The 17,499-nt window shown below is 42.9% G+C and carries 17 protein-coding genes; 13 read left to right on the top strand and 4 right to left on the bottom strand.

All coding sequences use genetic code 11. The features are described from left to right. Positions 1-87 precede the first annotated feature (87 nt). Complete coding sequence (locus VB740_RS03865) at positions 88-486, bottom strand: DUF6335 family protein (RefSeq protein ID WP_323198754.1); 399 nt, start codon at positions 484-486, stop codon at positions 88-90. Between the two features lie 370 nt (positions 487-856). On the opposite strand from VB740_RS03865, the gene VB740_RS03860 reads away from it, so the two are divergent. From VB740_RS03860 to VB740_RS03815, 10 genes are all read left to right on the top strand, one after another. Further along, a complete protein-coding gene (locus tag VB740_RS03860; RefSeq protein WP_323198753.1) occupies positions 857-1,234 on the top strand; it encodes a DUF2267 domain-containing protein in 378 nt (125 codons plus the stop codon). A 138-nt stretch (positions 1,235-1,372) separates the two neighbouring features. After that, the gene (locus tag VB740_RS03855; RefSeq protein ID WP_323198756.1) at positions 1,373-2,470 is read left to right on the top strand and encodes a DJ-1/PfpI/YhbO family deglycase/protease; all 1,098 of its coding nucleotides are present in this window, start codon (positions 1,373-1,375) and stop codon (positions 2,468-2,470) included. A gap of 109 nt (positions 2,471-2,579) precedes the next feature. Next, on the top strand, positions 2,580-3,278 hold the full coding sequence (locus VB740_RS03850; RefSeq protein ID WP_323198752.1) for an SRPBCC family protein: 699 nt from the start codon (positions 2,580-2,582) through the stop codon (positions 3,276-3,278). Between the two features lie 100 nt (positions 3,279-3,378). Continuing rightward, entirely contained in the window at positions 3,379-4,548 is a 1,170-nt protein-coding gene (locus VB740_RS03845) for a zinc-dependent alcohol dehydrogenase (RefSeq protein WP_323198751.1), read from the top strand. 62 nt (positions 4,549-4,610) lie between these two features. Then, a complete protein-coding gene (locus tag VB740_RS03840; protein ID WP_323198750.1) occupies positions 4,611-4,994 on the top strand; it encodes a hypothetical protein in 384 nt (127 codons plus the stop codon). Positions 4,995-5,172: 178 nt separating this feature from the next. Further along, positions 5,173-6,342 (top strand): zinc-dependent alcohol dehydrogenase, encoded by a 1,170-nt coding sequence (locus tag VB740_RS03835; protein ID WP_323198749.1) that lies wholly within the window; start codon positions 5,173-5,175, stop codon positions 6,340-6,342. Positions 6,343-6,439: 97 nt separating this feature from the next. Then, positions 6,440-6,781, top strand: coding sequence for a cupin domain-containing protein (locus tag VB740_RS03830; RefSeq protein ID WP_323198748.1), 342 nt, complete (start codon positions 6,440-6,442; stop codon positions 6,779-6,781). Positions 6,782-7,469: 688 nt separating this feature from the next. Next, the gene (locus VB740_RS03825; protein WP_323198747.1) at positions 7,470-8,393 is read left to right on the top strand and encodes a manganese catalase family protein; all 924 of its coding nucleotides are present in this window, start codon (positions 7,470-7,472) and stop codon (positions 8,391-8,393) included. 160 nt (positions 8,394-8,553) lie between these two features. Continuing rightward, complete coding sequence (locus VB740_RS03820; RefSeq protein WP_323198746.1) at positions 8,554-9,468, top strand: AraC family transcriptional regulator; 915 nt, start codon at positions 8,554-8,556, stop codon at positions 9,466-9,468. A 175-nt stretch (positions 9,469-9,643) separates the two neighbouring features. Continuing rightward, positions 9,644-10,837 carry an NAD(P)H-quinone oxidoreductase subunit H gene (locus VB740_RS03815; protein WP_323198745.1) on the top strand — a complete coding sequence of 398 codons (1,194 nt, stop codon included), beginning with the start codon at positions 9,644-9,646 and terminating at the stop codon, positions 10,835-10,837. A gap of 153 nt (positions 10,838-10,990) precedes the next feature. Here the strand turns inward: VB740_RS03815 and VB740_RS03810 are convergent, their stop codons facing one another. After that, positions 10,991-12,226 carry a methionine gamma-lyase family protein gene (locus VB740_RS03810; RefSeq protein WP_323198744.1) on the bottom strand — a complete coding sequence of 412 codons (1,236 nt, stop codon included), beginning with the start codon at positions 12,224-12,226 and terminating at the stop codon, positions 10,991-10,993. Between the two features lie 92 nt (positions 12,227-12,318). On the opposite strand from VB740_RS03810, the gene VB740_RS03805 reads away from it, so the two are divergent. The 3 genes from VB740_RS03805 (at position 12,319) to VB740_RS03795 (ending at position 15,861) form a co-directional block, all read left to right on the top strand. Further along, positions 12,319-13,140: an acyl-CoA desaturase gene (locus tag VB740_RS03805; protein WP_323198743.1), complete on the top strand. Its 822-nt coding sequence runs from the start codon at positions 12,319-12,321 to the stop codon at positions 13,138-13,140. Between the two features lie 370 nt (positions 13,141-13,510). Beyond that, a complete protein-coding gene (locus VB740_RS03800; protein ID WP_323198742.1) occupies positions 13,511-14,563 on the top strand; it encodes a fatty acid desaturase in 1,053 nt (350 codons plus the stop codon). A 218-nt stretch (positions 14,564-14,781) separates the two neighbouring features. Further along, on the top strand, positions 14,782-15,861 hold the full coding sequence (locus VB740_RS03795) for a fatty acid desaturase (protein WP_323198741.1): 1,080 nt from the start codon (positions 14,782-14,784) through the stop codon (positions 15,859-15,861). Positions 15,862-16,275: 414 nt separating this feature from the next. On the opposite strand, the gene VB740_RS03790 is transcribed toward VB740_RS03795, so the two are convergent. Together VB740_RS03790 and VB740_RS03785 are read right to left on the bottom strand one after the other, a co-directional pair. Next, positions 16,276-17,187 (bottom strand): lysophospholipid acyltransferase family protein, encoded by a 912-nt coding sequence (locus VB740_RS03790; protein WP_323198740.1) that lies wholly within the window; start codon positions 17,185-17,187, stop codon positions 16,276-16,278. A 9-nt stretch (positions 17,188-17,196) separates the two neighbouring features. Then, positions 17,197-17,430 (bottom strand): hypothetical protein, encoded by a 234-nt coding sequence (locus tag VB740_RS03785; protein ID WP_323198739.1) that lies wholly within the window; start codon positions 17,428-17,430, stop codon positions 17,197-17,199. Positions 17,431-17,499 lie beyond the last annotated feature (69 nt).

The following is a 17,499-nucleotide window of genomic DNA, read 5'->3' as shown; positions in this document are numbered from 1 at the left end:
AGCGCTGAAAATCATACCTCTTATTTTGATTTTTCTGTCAATGCGTAAGTCCTAATATAGTAGGAATACGGCTTTTGCTTATTTAGCTTATTCTCGCCGATCTTGATAATCTTCAGAAGACTTTGGGTCTAACTCCCAGCGAGAATCATCACGTTCCTCTAAAATTTCGTTGGTATGCAGAAAGGCAAAATCATCCATTTCTAATCCTACCGCTGCTTCTAGCTCCTCAGTTACATTTTGATCAGGAGTGGAAGTACTACCACCAACAGCTTCATCCCCAACTGCATCTGTATCTTGCCAATAAGCATCAACATCTCCACCAGTGAGTTCAGGACTAGTTTCTGTGTACTCCTGTCGTTCTGCTCTCATTGAGCGCCCACCAATATTGTATCCCGGCAAGTCTTTTACACCAGTACCGTAGGATTCGGTAATTTCCTGTGGCAAATCATTGGTTTCAATTTCGTCATTATGATTTTTTTCTGCCATGATACTAGCCCTTTTGTGCATTCTCACAATAACGTTTTCTTGTAACTAAGTTGTCTTACTAGAGATGTATAGCTTTAGAAATAAAATAATCTATCCCCTAGGAACGAAGCTAAACTACCTATCGGGCCATACGATTGTAAATATGAATTCATGGTTAAGCAACTTGTAGTTGAAGTTTTTAGTTATGAGTTAGGAACTATTAAAATGGAACTTATTCAGTAGCCAAGTTCTGACTCATAACTATTTCTTATTATTTATTGAGCAAAAATAAAAGATTTAAGTTTAGCCATTTAACTTTATATTCATGCTTTTAATTACCTGAATGCTAAACAACAAGACATTCAATAATTTTGAGAAGCGGAGGTAGACAGTGGAATACGATGAATTCATAACGCATGTACAAAGCCTTACCCAATCAGATTCTCGTGAAGAGGCAGAACGTGCTACCCGTGCCACACTAGAAACCCTTAAAGAACGGATAGCAAATGATGAAGCACAGGAACTAGCTGCAAGTTTGCCCCAACAACTAGGGGATTATTTGCTAGGAAAAGAAGGAGATAGCGGTGGCTCTTTCAACTTACAAGAATTTATTGCCCGTGCAAGTCAAAAAGAAAATATAGAACCAACTACTGTAGCAATTCATGTTCGGGCTGTATTTACTGTGTTGCAAAATGCGATCAGCCCAGAATTATTTGCTGCCTTACATAGCCATTTCTCTCACGATTACGAAGAACTGTTTGGAACTTAACCAACAAGTAAATTAATTGGATAATTAAGCAATCCGAACAAAAGTTTTCAAAAAAATCCCGGCGGTTTAACGGCCCTAATTGATCAATATTCTCGCTAGTTAAATACTAGAAATAAACAGGTAATAACATCTATGACTATGACTGACCATAACAATCATTCCGGAAAGAAAAAAGTTGCCATTCTCATTGAACAGGCAGTAGAAGATGCAGAATTTACAGTTCCTTATAATGGGCTAAAACAAGCAGGAATGGAGGTAGTAGTCCTCGGTTCCCGGATGAATGAAAAATATAAGGGTAAACGCGGCAAACTTAGCATCCAAGCTGATGGTACTACGACAGAAGCGATCGCAGCCGAATTCGATGCAGTTGTGATTCCTGGTGGCATGGCTCCCGACAGAATGCGGCGGAACATCAACACAGTACGTTTTGTCCAAGAAGCTATACAACAAGGAAAATTAGTCGCTGCTGTTTGCCACGGTCCACAAGTATTAATTGAAGGCGACTTGCTCAGAGATAAACAAGCCACCGGTTTTAGCGCTATTGCCAAGGATATGATTAACGCTGGCGCAAATTATCTAGATGAGCCAGTGGTAGTTGACGGAAATTTGATTACATCCCGTGAACCTGGAGACTTGCCAATTTTCACCACAGCGATATTAAGCCGTTTGGGTTATGGTGGCAAAGATGCTGCATTGCCCAATGAGAAAGACACAAGTGCTGAATGGTGGAAGCTGGCTGATGCTTGGGGTGGCTCAACTAAAGGTGATATTGCCAGAGGTTTAAATACTGCCCTTAGTGGTGAACGTTATTCCCTAGAAGCATTTGAAAAATACTTTGAAAAGGATTCAGATAGCGAAGTAAAAGCAGTTTTTCAAGAAATAATTGCTAATAAACAGCGCCACATTGAAAAACTAGAAACTTACCTTCACAGATTGGGCGAAAAACCCTCTTTAGGGGCAAATATTGCCAATCAGTATGCCAAGGTGAAAACTGCCATGACAGGAAGTGACGATATATATCAGTTACGTTCTGCTCTAGGTGATGTGCAAACTGGTATCGGTGATATTGGCAATTTGTGTGCAATGTACACTGACCCAGTAGCAACAGCTATTTTCAAAGAAATTTACCACGATTCATTGAAATATGAACAGCGATTAGTAGAGTTGTATCGGGCACAGTTAGGCGCTCAGATTCAGCCTCCTAAGCCGACTACAGGGGCTGCTGTTTCAATGTAAGGTTTTTTGAACGTAGACAGCTACCGCAGAGGCGCAAATAACACAGAGATAGAAAGAAGAGGATATTTGCGCCTCTGTAGTAAATTTACTGTGATGGAGATATAAAAAAGTGACTTCAACATCAGGTGATAATCCAAGTACCAATCAGGCTGAAGCTAGTGAAGTAGAGCGCTGGGCATCTCTCATCGGTGGCGGTGCGATGGTACTGATGGGTTTAAGGCAAGGTTCATTGCGGGGAGCACTGACGGCTTTGGCTGGTGGTGGTTTGCTCTATCAAGGTGCAACAAAGCAAAGCACAATCCAGCAAGCGCAGGAAGCAATAGGGATGAACAAACCCATCAAAGTTGAAAAGACAGTAACGATCAATAAACCAGCAGATGAACTGTATCGCTTTTGGCACGACTTTGAGAATTTGCCCACATTTATGAAGCATCTCAAATCTGTCAAGATGCATAACGAAAAACGTTCTCACTGGATAGCCAATGCACCTTTGGGTAACAGCGTAGAATGGGATGCAGATATTCTTGAAGACCGAGAAAATGAATTTATTTCTTGGGCTTCTGTAGAAGGTGCAGACGTAGATAATTCTGGTTTTGTTCGCTTCAAAAAAGCACCAGGCGATCGCGGCACGGAAGTTAAGGTTGTTTTGGAGTATAACCCCCCCGGTGGAGCATTGGCAGCTACCGTAGCGAAACTTTTTGGTGAAGAACCAGAACAGCAAATTGGTGATGAATTGCGCCGCTTCAAAATGCTAATGGAAGCAGGCGAAATTGCCACAACCGAAGGTCAACCCTCTGGACGAAGTTAGTTATTTGTTCTTTGTCTATTGTCATTTTTCCTTTGCCTAAAGCGAATGACCAATGATGAATTACTAATGACCAATGACTAATGACTAAGGACTAATAACTATGAAAGCAGTTTGCTGGAACGGTGCTAATGATGTGCGGGTACAGTCGGTACCAGATCCGACAATTCTTAACCCGCGTGATGCGATTATTAAAATTACTTCCACAGCGATTTGTGGCTCCGATTTACATATATATGGCGGCTATATTCCCACAGTGCAACAGGGTGACATTATCGGTCACGAATTCATGGGGGAAGTCGTGGAAGTTGGTAGAGGAGTCAACAATTTAAAAATAGGCGATCGCGTTGTTGTTCCTTCCACAATTGGCTGTGGTAACTGCCATTATTGCCAGCGTGATATGTGGTCGTTGTGCGATAATTCCAATCCCAACGGTTGGATTGAAGAAAAACTGTTTGGGAATATCACCTCAGCAATTTATGGTTACTCCCATATGTTAGGTGGTTATGCAGGCGCACAAGCAGAATATATCCGTGTACCCTTTGCTGATGTGGGTGTCGTTAAAGTTCCGCCAGACTTACCGGATGAGATGTTGTTATTCATCTCCGATGCCATCCCCACTGGTTATATGGGTGCAGAGTTATGCGATATCCAACCGGGTGATACTGTAGCCGTTTGGGGTTGCGGTGCTGTTGGACAATTTGCCATGATTAGCGCCTACATGATGGGAGCCGAAAAAGTGATCGCTATAGATCGCTTTCCCGAACGCCTGGAAATGGCGAAAAAGTTTGCCAAAGCAGAAGTGATTAACTACGAAGAAGTTAATGCTGGCGAAGCGTTGAAAGAGATGACTGGTGGCCGTGGCCCCGATGCTTGCATCGATGCTGTTGGTTTAGAAGCACACGGCGTTGGTATTGAAGACTTCTACGACCAGACAAAACAAAAGCTCAGATTGGAAACCGACCGTCCCCACGTTCTGCGGGAAATGATGGTTGCCTGTCGTAAAGGCGGGACTCTTTCAATTATGGGTGTTTATGGTGGTTTTGTAGACAAAATGCCATTTGGTGCAGCCTTCAACAAAGGTCTAACTTTTAGGATGGGGCAAATGCATGGACAAAAATATATGCATTTGTTATTGCAGATGATTTTGGATGGAAAACTAGATCCATCTTTTGTTGTCACCCATCAATTACCTTTAGAACAAGCACCCCACGCCTACAACATCTTTCAACAAAAAAAGGATAACTGCATCAAAGTTGTTCTTAAACCCTAAATGGCGAATAGTCATTCAGTGTTTGCATTTGTACATCTTACATAATAGAATTGAGGTTTTTTATGAATCGAGTAACTTCTTGGCTGCGGAATATTCGCATTTCCCAAATCCTTGTAGTTTTCCTGGTAGGATTTATGTTTTTACTGGGTCAAGCTTTTAGTTACGTTAGTGTAGCGCAAGCTGATGTTATAACCCCAGAAGGCACTTATTACAAAGGAATACCAGACGAGCAAGGTGAAATTAGAAACGATACCCAAACAACAAATAGCCAAAATCCATTAAAACAAGCTGCTGATAACATCCGCGAAAAGTTAAACTTGGATGAAGAAACTCCTAGAGCTACAAAAGAGTTTCTGAATTCTACAAAAAACAAAGTTAGAGAAAATGGTCAAGCATTAACTGAAACTGAAGAGGGTTATTACCGAACTCCTGCTGCTACAAGATAGTGAATAAATAGGGTTAAAGCTGATAACAATTTGTCTCATTGTTTGACTAAATATATTGTCGCATAAGCTTTGAGCAGTTACTGGGACGCGATAATTATCGCGTCTCTAAATTAGACCCAATCAAGATATTTATCTTGATATTATTTAGGCATAAATTCTAATTAAGGAATAAATAATTATGAAAGCAGTTTGCTGGCATGGAGCAAACGATGTGCGGGTAGAAACAGTTCCCGACCCCAAAATTCTCAACCCACGCGATGCCATCGTTAAAATTACTTCCACGGCAATTTGTGGTTCAGATTTGCATATTTATGATGGCTACATTCCCACTATGCAAAAGGGCGATATCCTTGGTCATGAATTCATGGGGGAAGTCGTAGAACTGGGAAGTGCAGTTAAAAATGTGAAGGTAGGCGATCGCGTCGTTGTTCCCTTCACTATATCTTGCGGTAGCTGCTTTTTCTGCAATCGGGATTTATGGTCACTGTGCGACAACTCTAACCCCAATGCTTGGTTAGTAGAAAAGCAAATGGGACATTCGCCAGCAGGTCTATTTGGCTACTCTCATTTATTCGGCGGTTACGCTGGTGGTCAAGCAGAGTATGCACGAGTTCCCTTTGCCGATGTAGGCTTGCTCAAAATCCCCGATGGTTTAACGGATGAGCAAGTGCTATTTTTAACAGATATTTTCCCCACTGGCTACATGGCAGCCGAGAACTGCAACATCAAACCCGGTGATATTGTCGCCGTTTGGGGTTGTGGCCCAGTTGGACAGTTCGCTATCAAAAGCGCATATATGCTAGGTGCGGAAAGAGTTATCGCTTTTGACCGCATTCCTGAACGGCTGCAAATGGCTAAAGAATACGGTAAAGCTGAAGTTCTCAACTACGAAGAAGTGAATATTGGCGAAGCACTCAAAGAAATGACTGGCGGTCGTGGCCCCGATTCGTGCATAGATGCAGTAGGAATGGAGGCACACGGCACAGATTTTATGGCATTCTACGACCAAGTAAAGCAAGCAGTACGTCTAGAAACAGATCGTCCAACGGCATTACGGCAAGTAATAGTGTCTGCTGCTAAAGGTGGTCACGTATCAATTGCGGGTGTGTACGGTGGCTTCCTTGACAAAATCCCGATGGGTGCCGCCATGAACAAGGGATTAACCTTCAAAATGGGACAAACAAATGTCCATAGGTATTTACGACCCTTGTTAGAACGGATTCAAAACGGTGAAATCGATCCAACCTTTATCATCACCCATACTTTACCTCTAGAACAAGCACCCCACGGCTACGAAATTTTTAAGCACAAGAAAGATAACTGCATCAAAGTTGTACTCAAACCGTAGTAGGGAATGGGGAGTAGGGAATAGAAACAAGGAAAATAACCATGCTCAATGCCCAATGCCCAAAGTTAAAAGTTAAAAGTAGAAAAAGGCAAAAAATATGTCTGATACAACCGTTATCAAAGTAGACTCTAGCAATTCCCCTAAAGGTCAACTTGGTCAGAAATATCTTGCATCTGGCAAAACCATTTCCATGCGCCTATGGGAGAATGAGCAACCGAACGAGCCTAAAGAGCCAACAGCACGGGAATATGAAACTGTTGGTTATGTGATTACTGGCCGTGCAGAATTGCATATTGAAGGGCAAAGGATTTTACTAGAGCCTGGGAGTTCTTGGGTAGTACCAAAAGGAGCTAGTCACACCTATAAAATTTTAGAATCATTTACTGCTGTTGAGGCAACCAGTCCACCCGCTCAAGTTCACGGGCGAGACGAAAACTGATTTGCAGTTCTTTTTGCGATCGCTAAAAACTTATAGCCGCTTTCAAGTGCATGGAATATAAAGCGTTCGTAGGGGAACAACACTCTTCATACGTGTCAACTTAAGCTAAAAGTAGCTTAACTGAAAGCTTGACTCGCCCGCCTAGAACTAAAGTTCTTTCGCTATTAGCAAGGAACTTCAGTTCCGTGCGGGACATAGTTTTTACGTTAAGTTGACACTTATGAACACTCTTGTTCCCCTATAGGAATCCGGTTTGATTTTTGAAAAGATACGTAGGGTGCGTTAGCGACAGCGTAACGCACTATTACCAGGGATTCGGTGCGTTACGGATTTCATCCTAACGCACCCTACAATACTTAACTTTGTTCAAAAATCAAATAATAATCCTATATTTACTTTGACTCGCTATCTAGCCTAGTAAAGCAATACAATAAACTACTGCCTTTCGGTTATACCTTTCTCGAAAGAAGCCAAGGCTCTCTGAAATCCATTTCTAGACAGAACTATAAATAAAAAAGCCCTAGTCGAAATACTTATTTAAAAGTATTTTTTTTATCAGACTAGAGGCTGATGAAGATAAAGCATTTGATTAGTTTCCTAGATAGATGAGGCTACGCAAAATCGCATAAAAGTTTGGCAACTGTTTTGATTTTGTGTCAGCAACATCTGCAATCAACAAGGAATTCAAATGTTTTATCACAATAAGAAACTCCAGTATTTTAAGCCACCAGAAAAACCAGATGCAGTCTACGCAATGAAAATTCAAGAACTCATCGGCGGGACTTTTGGTGAAATGACCGTGATGATGCAGTATCTGTTTCAAGGCTGGAACTGTCGAGGCCCTGCCAAGTACCGCGATATGCTGCTAGATGTTGGTACTGAAGAAATCGGTCATATTGAGATGCTGGCGACGATGATTGCCCATCTTCTAGATAAAGCGCCGCTCAAAATGCAAGAAGAAAGTGCAAAAGATGCGGTAGTAGGTGCTGTGATGGGCGGTAGTAGCCCACGAGATGTAATTATGGCGGCGGCGATGAACCCCCAACACGCTATTGTGTCTGGTTTGGGTGCAACACCATCTGATAGCGTCGGCTATCCTTGGAACGGTCGTTATATTGTTTCCAGTGGCAACCTGTTGGCAGATTTCCGGTCTAATCTCCACGCCGAAAGTCAAGGGCGTTTGCAAGCAGTACGACTGTATGAAATGACGGACGATCCAGGGGTGAAAGATACCTTAAGCTTTATGATCGCTCGTGATACCATGCATCAAAACTTGTGGCTAGCAACCATTGAGGATTTAGAAAGCTCTGGATTGGAAACTACGCCAGTTCCCAGTTCCTTCCCATTGGAATTGGAGAAACGTGAATTTGCCTATCAGTTCTGGAATCACTCAGAAGGCACAGAAAGTTCTGAAGGTCGTTGGGCAAAAGGCCCCTCAATGGATGGCAAAGGCGAATTTGAGTATGTAGAAAATCCCCAACCATTAGGCCCAGAACCGCAACCTCCTGTGCCAGATCCAAGACTACATGGTACCTCGAAAATGCCATTGGCACAAGGCGATGGTTCGAGCGCACCCTCTTTGGTTGAGCGTATAACAAATATCGGTGGCTAATCATTGGCATAGAGTTACATTCACATCTCTTCAAATAACACTTGATTCCCCCAATTCTTCTTCCAAAGGAGGGTTGGGGGAATTTTGTATAAAGATGCATCAGCTAGCTTGCACTCATTTGGTAGTTTGATAGATTAAGAACGTGAAAGTAGTGAGAGCGATGCTAGAAACGAAATCCTTATCTGTTGACTTCTCCAAAGAAAAGGAAGATGGGTATAAGCGAATTTTTTCGCAGTTGCCACTTCTTACCAGTTTGAGCGCAAACTGGAATAATGTCTATTTTGCTTACGACTGGCAGGTAGCTGGCGAGACTCCAGAGGTTTTGTCTAAACAGCATGGTATTGCTATTTTTACCGAAGTGCCAACACCAATTCAGGCAGAACGGAGGCTTGATGGTCGCTTTCAAAGTGAGCAAGTAATTCAAGGTAATATTGTTGTCGCCCCTGCTTACACGGGACATCGTGCCTGTTGGGATACAGCAGGTGGTGTGATTCTTTTGGGATTTGAACCAACTGTTTTCGCCCATGCAATTTACGAATCAGTTGATCCTGATCGCATTGAACTTTTACCACATTTTGCCACACCCGATCCACTGGTTTACCAAATTGGGCTAGCCCTCAAATCTGCCCTCGAAAATTATGGTGCAGATAGTCGCCTATATGCAGAAGCAATGGCAAATGCCCTAATCGTTCATCTATTGCAGCACTACTGTACACAGAAAATTGTATTACGGGAATATTCAGGCGGTTTACCGAAACACAAGTTGCAGCAAGTGATTGACTATATAAATACTTATCTAGCCCAAGACTTAAGTTTAAAGGAGCTTGCAGCCGTTGTCCAAATGAGTTCTCATTACTTTTCGCAACTTTTTAAACAATCTACAGGTGCGACTCCACATCAATATATAATTCGCTGTCGGATTGAAAAAGCTAAACAGTTGTTGCTTCAAAGAGAATTTTCCATTGCAGAGATTGCTAGTCAAGTTGGTTTTGTCGATCAAAGCCATCTTAATCGCCACTTCAAGCGTCTCATGGGAGTTACGCCTAAAATGCTGGAACAAAAATATAAAAAATAGGAAAAACGTCCAAAAATCGGACGAATATACAAGACTACAATCCATATTATTTCAATAATGGAGGCTACTACCGCAAGACGGAAGTCAAAAGTCAGATTCTTCTTCAAATCATTCCTAATCAAAGCGAAGCATCGCCACTCATTTTCAATCTTTGGGAAAGGGGAAATATTTAATTATGACCGTCGGCAGAAGGATTGAAACTAGAACTGAACCCATGCTGCTCAACATGGGCCCTCATCATCCCTCTATGCATGGGTGTTTTAGATTGATTGTCACCCTAGATGGTGAAGATGTTGTCGATTGTGAGCCAGTTCTTGGCTATCTGCACAGAGGCATGGAAAAAATTGCTGAGAACCGCAGCAATGTCATGTATGTACCTTATGTTAGTCGTTGGGACTATGCAGCTGGGATGTTTAACGAAGCGGTTACAGTGAATGCCCCAGAAAAATTAGCTGATATTACTGTCCCGAAACGTGCTAGCTATATCCGTGTCATCATGCTGGAATTGAACCGGATTGCTAATCACCTGCTGTGGTTGGGCCCATTCTTACTTGATACGGGTGCTGGAACTCCCTTTTTCTACATCTTCCGAGAACGGGAGTTGATTTATGACTTGTGGGAAGCCGCTACAGGTTATCGGATGGTGAACAATAACTACTTTCGCATTGGCGGCGTGGCGGCAGATTTACCTTATGGCTGGGTAGACAAGTGCGAAGATTTCTGCGATTACTTTTCTCCCAAGGTAGATGAGTATGAGCGCTTGATTACCAATAATCCCATTTTTCGCCGTCGCGTTCAAGGTGTTGGCGCGATCGCTCGTGAAGAAGCCATCAACTGGGGGCTTTCTGGCCCCATGTTACGCGCTTCTGGTGTGAAATGGGATTTGCGGAAAGTAGACCATTATGAATGTTACGACGATTTCGACTGGGAAGTGCAGTGGGATACTGCTGGTGATTGTTATGCCCGTTATTTAGTCAGAATTCGGGAAATGCGCGAATCGGTGAAGATTATTCGCCAAGCTCTCAAAGGACTTCCTGGCGGTGCTTTTGAGAACCTGGAAGCCAAGCGGATGGCAGCAGGGAAAAAGTCTGAATGGGATGGCTTTGATTACCAGTACATCGCCAAGAAAGTTGCCCCCACCTTTAAGATTCCTAAGGGAGAAATTTACGCTCGCGTAGAAAGTGGTAAAGGTGAATTGGGAATTTATCTAATTGGCGATGATCATGTCTTCCCCTGGCGATGGAAAATTCGTCCCGCCGATTTCAATAACTTGCAAGTATTACCCGAAATCTTACGCGGCGTGAAGGTTGCCGATCTAGTTGTAGTCTTGGGTAGTATCGATATCATTATGGGATCAGTAGATCGGTAGTATAGCAAATGCGTAGGCGTAGCCAGCCGCAGGCATCGCCGAATCGACAAATGCGTTCGCCAAATCAACAAATGCGTAGGCGTAGCCAGTCGTAGGCATCGCCTTTGACTAATTTCTCAATAAACCTGATGCCCTGCGAAATATATGCTGTAATCAATCATCAGCATTTCCTATTGCATTAATCGCAGCCTCTAATGCGATCGCTACATGAGTCCAATGAGTTCCTCCCTGGCAATAAACCACATAGGGTTCACGCAAAGGCCCATCTGCCGATAATTCCAAGGTACTCCCTTCAATAAATGTGCCCCCAGCCATGACTACCTTGCTCTCATAACCCGGCATTTCATCTGGAACAGGATCTAAGTAGGAACCTATAGGAGAATGCTGTTGTATCGCCTTACAGAAAGCAATTAGCTTTTCGGCAGAACCGAGTTTGATTGCCTGAATTACATCTCCACGGGGAGCTAAGGGTGCGGGATTAACTGGATAACCGAGTTTATCAAATACATAACCAGTTAAGTATGTCCCTTTCATCGCCTCTCCTACCATTTGCGGCGCTAGAAATAAGCCTTGGAATAACAAGCGATTTTGGTCAAAAGTAGCCCCGCCATAACTACCAATACCGGGAGCAGTGAGGCGACAGGCCGATGCTTCCACTAAATCGGCGCGACCAGCAACATAACCGCCAGCGCTGACAATGGTTCCACCAGGATTTTTAATCAGTGACCCCGCCATTAAATCAGCACCTACGGCTGTAGGTTCCCTGGTTTCAATAAATTCGCCATAGCAGTTATCCACAAAGCAAACGGTGTTGGGGTTTTGCTGTTTGACTAAATGGACGATTTTTTCAATATCGGCAATTGATAAACTAGGACGCCAAGAATAGCCACAAGAACGCTGAATTAACACTAAACGAGTGTTTTCAGCCACACTAGTACTTAAAGCTTGCCAATCTATAGTTCCTTCTGCGGTTAGCTCCAATTGGCGGTAATTTATGCCAAACTCGATAAGGGAGCCTTGCCCTTGACCTCGTAAACCAATGACTTCTTCAAGCGTATCGTAGGGAGAACCGACCACTGCTAACATTTCATCTCCGGGACGGAGAACACCAAACAAAGCACAAGCGATCGCATGAGTTCCCGAAACGAACTGAACTCGCACGGCCGCAGCTTCAGCACCCATAACTTCGGCAAAAACTTTATCTAAAGTTTCTCGTCCTAAATCATCGTGACCATAGCCACTTACACCAGCAAAATGGTGTGCGCCCACACGGTGATTACGAAAGGCATCCAGCACTCGTTTTAGATTATGCTTGATATGAGTGTCAATTCCAGAAAAAATTTCTAATAATGCCTGTTCCGCTTGCCGCAGCTGCTCTAAGCTGTTCATCAGTTCCTCATTCAAAAAAAAATTAAATTTATAGATATGCGGATTTTAAAATCGCGCAGACTAGGCTGGAAAAATCAAATTCAGGTTACTGCATGACAATTGCTACTTCAACCAAACCTCAAATTAACTGGGTTAATACCCTGTTCTTCATTGGACTGCACATCGGCGCTTTATTTGCCTTTGTTCCTGGTAACTTTAGCTGGACGGCAGTTGGTGTGGGTTTCTTGCTGTATTGGATAACTGGTGGTTTAGGCGTTACTCTAGGATTTCATCGCCTTGTCACCCACCGCAGTTTTCAAACTCCCAAGTGGCTAGAATATCTCCTGGTTTTCTTTGGGACACTTTCCTGTCAAGGAGGCCCAATTGAGTGGATCGGGACACATCGCATTCATCATTTAAATTCTGATACTGACACTGATCCCCATGATTCTAATAAAGGCTTCTGGTGGAGCCACATGGGTTGGCTGACTCATTATTGTCCCGCTCACGCTGATGTTCCTCGTTTCACCAAAGACATTGCAGAAGACCCAGTTTATCAGTTTTTAGAAAAATATTTCATTTTGATCCAGGTTGCTCTAGGCGTATTGCTTTTGGCTCTGGGTGGCTGGCCCTTTGTTATTTGGGGAATTTTTGTTCGCATTGTCTGGGTTTACCACTGTACTTGGTTGGTGAACAGCGCTACTCATAAATTTGGCTATCGGAGCTATGATTCTGGGGATCAATCGACTAATTGCTGGTGGGTAGCCGTACTAGTTTTCGGTGAAGGCTGGCATAATAACCATCATGCTTTTCAATACTCAGCTCGTCATGGGCTGGAATGGTGGGAAATCGATTTAACTTGGATGACTGTTCAATTGCTGCAAGCAGTTGGTCTGGCTACTAATGTGAAGTTGGCCCCAACAAAAACTAGTTAGGAGTTAGGGGTTAAGAGTTGAAGCAATACGGTTCGGATAAGATCCCCCTGCCTGTGGCGACCCCCTTAAAAAAGGGGTAAACGAGGAAATTAGCCCCCCTTTTTAAGGGGGGTTGGGGGGATCTTCGCAAGATAAACAAGCTAACCCAACCGTATTGGGAGTTGAAGTTGGAGTTTGGAGTTATGATGTGTAAGGTTTTTAACTCATAACTCATCACTTCTCTTCTAACTCCTGACTTTTCAAAAAACTATTTACTGGTGCGCTTGTGTCGGTTAGATTGCTATAATCCGAAGCGCTAATATTAAGAATTTTTGCGGCAAGTTGCTTTTTTAGTGACTTGGTGGAGGAGTTTGTTGTTTTTCAGGTGTCCATGACTACATCAATAATTAATAGCCAGAAACTAAGTGACGAGCCTGGTAATTCCGACTTTAGGCTCAAAGATATTGTCAAAACTCTGCCACGGGAATGTTTTCAGCAGAACCGTCGCAAAGCTTGGACACAAGTACTGCTCAGTGTCTTGGCGGTTGCTTTGGGCTATTACAGCCTGATTATCACTCCTTGGTTCCTTTTGCCCCTAGCTTGGATTTTTACGGGCACTGCTTTAACAGGTTTTTTTGTAATTGGCCATGATTGTGGACACAGGTCTTTTGCCAAACGTCGTTGGGTAAATGATTTGGTAGGGCATTTCTTCATGATGCCGTTGATTTATCCCTTTCATAGTTGGCGCATTAAGCATAATTATCACCATACTCATACCAACAAACTGGATGAGGACAATGCTTGGCATCCAATTAGACCAGAAGTGTTTGAAAATTGGGATACAACCCGGCAGTCTGCTTTTAAGCTGTTTATGCGTAAACGCCTCTGGTGGGTAGGTTCCATTGGACATTGGGCTGTGGTGCATTTTGATTGGCGGAACTTCAAAACGAAAGACCAATCGAGTATCAAGCTTTCTGTGGCTGTAGTAGTTGTGTTTGCAGCGATCGCTTTCCCGATTCTCATCGCCACAACTGGTATCTGGGGATTTGTCAAGTTTTGGCTAGTGCCCTGGATGATTTACCATTTTTGGATGAGTACTTTTACTATTGTTCACCACACTGCCGCAGATGTTCCTTTTGCGACAGCGAACAAGTGGAACGAAGCTTTAGCACAGCTAAATGGCACTATTCATTGCGATTATCCGCGCTGGGTAGAAATCCTGTGCCATGATATCAATGTTCATGTCCCTCATCATATTTCCACTGCGATTCCTTCTTATAATTTGCGGCTAGCTTACAGCAGCATCAAAGAAAATTGGGAGCCTTATCTGCATGATGAGTGTCAGTTTTCTTGGACTTTAATGAAGCAGATTACAGACCAATGTCAACTGTATACAACTGATGTTGGCTATAAGACTTTCAACGAGCATTACACAGAGCAATAAATAGCGCTGTGGTTACACTCCCGCTCTTGAACCAACGAGAGCGTTTATGATGCTGTGTTTTAATAGAATCTGGCAATTGTTTACTGAATAAAATTATTAGATAAATTGCCAGAAATTATCCTCTTGTTTGTTAGCGATCGCTAATGTCGTGGGCATCCTAGAGATGAGATAATTTTGTCTCAAATCAAGTTCCGATTTATATCCAACAAAAGAATCCAGTGCAATTAGATACCATCAGTTTCAACAATCCTCTTAGCAGTGAAGCGTCTGAGGATACAACTAAATTACCTTTCACTCTTCAAGATTTAAAAGCTGCAATTCCGGCTGAATGTTTTCAGCCTAATGTGACAAAATCACTTTTTTACTTCTTTCGTGACATCCTGATTATCGGTCTGCTTTATGCAGTAGCTAATTACCTGGATTCTTGGCTTTTCTTCCCGATTTTCTGGCTAATGCAAGGAACGATGTTTTGGGCTTTGTTTGTAGTCGGGCATGACTGTGGACACCAATCTTTTTCTAAGCAGAAATGGCTTAATGATTTGATTGGACACCTTTCTCACACACCAATACTTGTTCCTTATCATGGTTGGCGAATTAGTCACAGAACCCATCACAAAAATACTGGCAATATTGATAACGATGAAAGTTGGTATCCTGTGACAGAATCACAATATAAGGAGATGCCTTTAGCCCAAAAGATCGGTAGATACTACGTTTTTCTTTTGGCTTATCCTGTGTATTTGTTTAAGCGTTCTCCTAATAAAGAAGGCTCTCACTTTTTGCCCAGTAGTTCGCTTTTCAAACCATCGGAAAAATGGGATGTTCTCACTAGTACTGTACTGTTGATTGGTATGGTAGGTTTGCTAGGCTTCCTCACCTACCAATGGGGTTGGATGTGGTTGCTAAAATATTACGCTGCGCCCTACCTTGTGTTTATAGTCTGGCTGGATTTGGTGACATTCTTACACCACACTGAGCCAGAGCTTCCCTGGTATCGTGGAGAAGATTGGACTTTCCTGAAAGGCGCAATTTCTAGTATTGACCGTGATTATGGTTTAGTTAATCATATCCATCACGATATCGGTACTCATGTTGCTCACCATATATTCCTTAACATCCCTCATTACAATTTGCTGAAAGCAACTGAGGCAATAAAACCAGTGATGGGTGAGTATTTCCACAAATCGGAAGAACCAATTTGGAAGTCAGTATGGAATTCATGCATCAACTGCCATTTTGTACCTGATACTGGTAGTAAGGTTTACTACACATCCAACAATAAGTTAGCTAAAGACTAAGACTCAGATTCCCGACTTCCTTGAAGAAGTCGGGAATCTTGTATTTTTGTCATTGCTTTCTGACTATTGACCGTTATCAATTTTAATTTGTATTAGTTCGGTATCCTGTCTTTGTTCCGGTGTAATTGTTTTCCACCAATGAAATCACTGGTTTTATAGGAACTACCAAAGATAATATGTAGTTGCCCATTGTCTTCGTCTACAATCCCACAGGGAATGTATTTTTCCTTTTCGATGCTGTTAATGATTTGGATGCGCCTGCTCTGGCTAACCTATCCAAATGCTTGCTCCTGTTTTTTTGGATCAAGGGTACATTTTACCTCTATTGGTAAATTCTTTCCTAGAAATCACCTAACCCGGATTTCTCACCACACCTCTCAAAGCCTGCGCTTGTGCAGGGGAGCAGGGGAGAGTTCAAATACCAAGTTCTTTCCCCTCTGCCCCTCTGCCCCTCCGCCCCTCTGCTCTATCAAACGCCTGAAGCTTGTGAGAAATGCGGGCTAAGTGATCTAACTCTTGCTGCATCTGACTAACAACTAATTCATAACATTCATTGACATAGTAGCGATCGCTGGCTGCTTCTCGACCGTAGCGTTGAAATACAATTGGCGGACAAACCCGTGTGTACATGGGTACAGGTAGTGGAATGTTGGGTAACGGGCCAATTGCTAATCCCCAAGGTAGTCCAAGATAGATAGGGAAAACTTCCGGATCAATCCCCAACAGCCAAGGCATCCCCCACTCATGGAGTTGCTGCACAACTTTGTAGAAGTCAGCCAGTACAATCAGCGTATCGTGAGCACCCCAGGAAATCACAGGGACAATCGGTACATTTTCTCGCAACGCTAACTTGATAAATCCTTGTCGCCCCGCAAAGTAGATTTTGTTACGTAAATGATGCGGTCGGAAGACATCTTCGGCTCCACCTGGATAAACTAGCACACTGGCCCCAGAGCGCAAGGCAGTGTAAGCCATTTTCGGATGAGCAATGATTGCTCCAGCCTTAGCAACCAGTTGCGCTAGTGGTGGGCTAACCTGCCAAACCTTGGGATGCATCAAACCATAAACGGGTTGCTCCACACCAAATCGTCGGAACCAGTCGTACATCATCATTGCCATATCCGGAGCCGCAAGTCCCCCATTATGCGAACCGACAAATAAGACTTTTTTTTGGGGTGGAATATTATCCCAGCCGCTAGTTTGAACTCGGAAATAGTAGTGATAGAAAAAGCCCAACAGGGGCATTACAGACTCTATGAACTTTGGATCTCGCTCATCCAAAGACCAACCGTTTCTTTTGTTTATAAGATGTTGCTTTTTTGACATTGATGCATTCTAACAGGATTGGTAAAGGTCAAACAATCCTTGGTTAGGTATGACCAGGTTTGCTACCTGCACAAAACCTGATTCGTCTAAATACTTTAAGTCAGTTTCTTCTCTAAAAGTAGCTAATTCCAATTTAATTACTTCTGCTCGGTCTTTTACTTTCTGTAGTAAGTGCGATCTTTTAAAGATTAACAAACTTCCGTCTTGCCCACTAGCCAAGAATCTCCTTAAAGGAGCATCCATCTTTTAAGTTAACTTGATAGATGCATTTTCTCTATTTTTACATAGTTTGGGTTTTACCTGCCTACTTAA

Source organism: Nostoc sp. UHCC 0251 (assembly GCF_034932245.1).
In the GTDB taxonomy this organism is placed as follows: Bacteria; Cyanobacteriota; Cyanobacteriia; order Cyanobacteriales; family Nostocaceae; genus Nostoc.
Note: the sequence above shows the minus strand (reverse complement) of the source record. Positions and strands in the feature narration are given on the sequence as shown.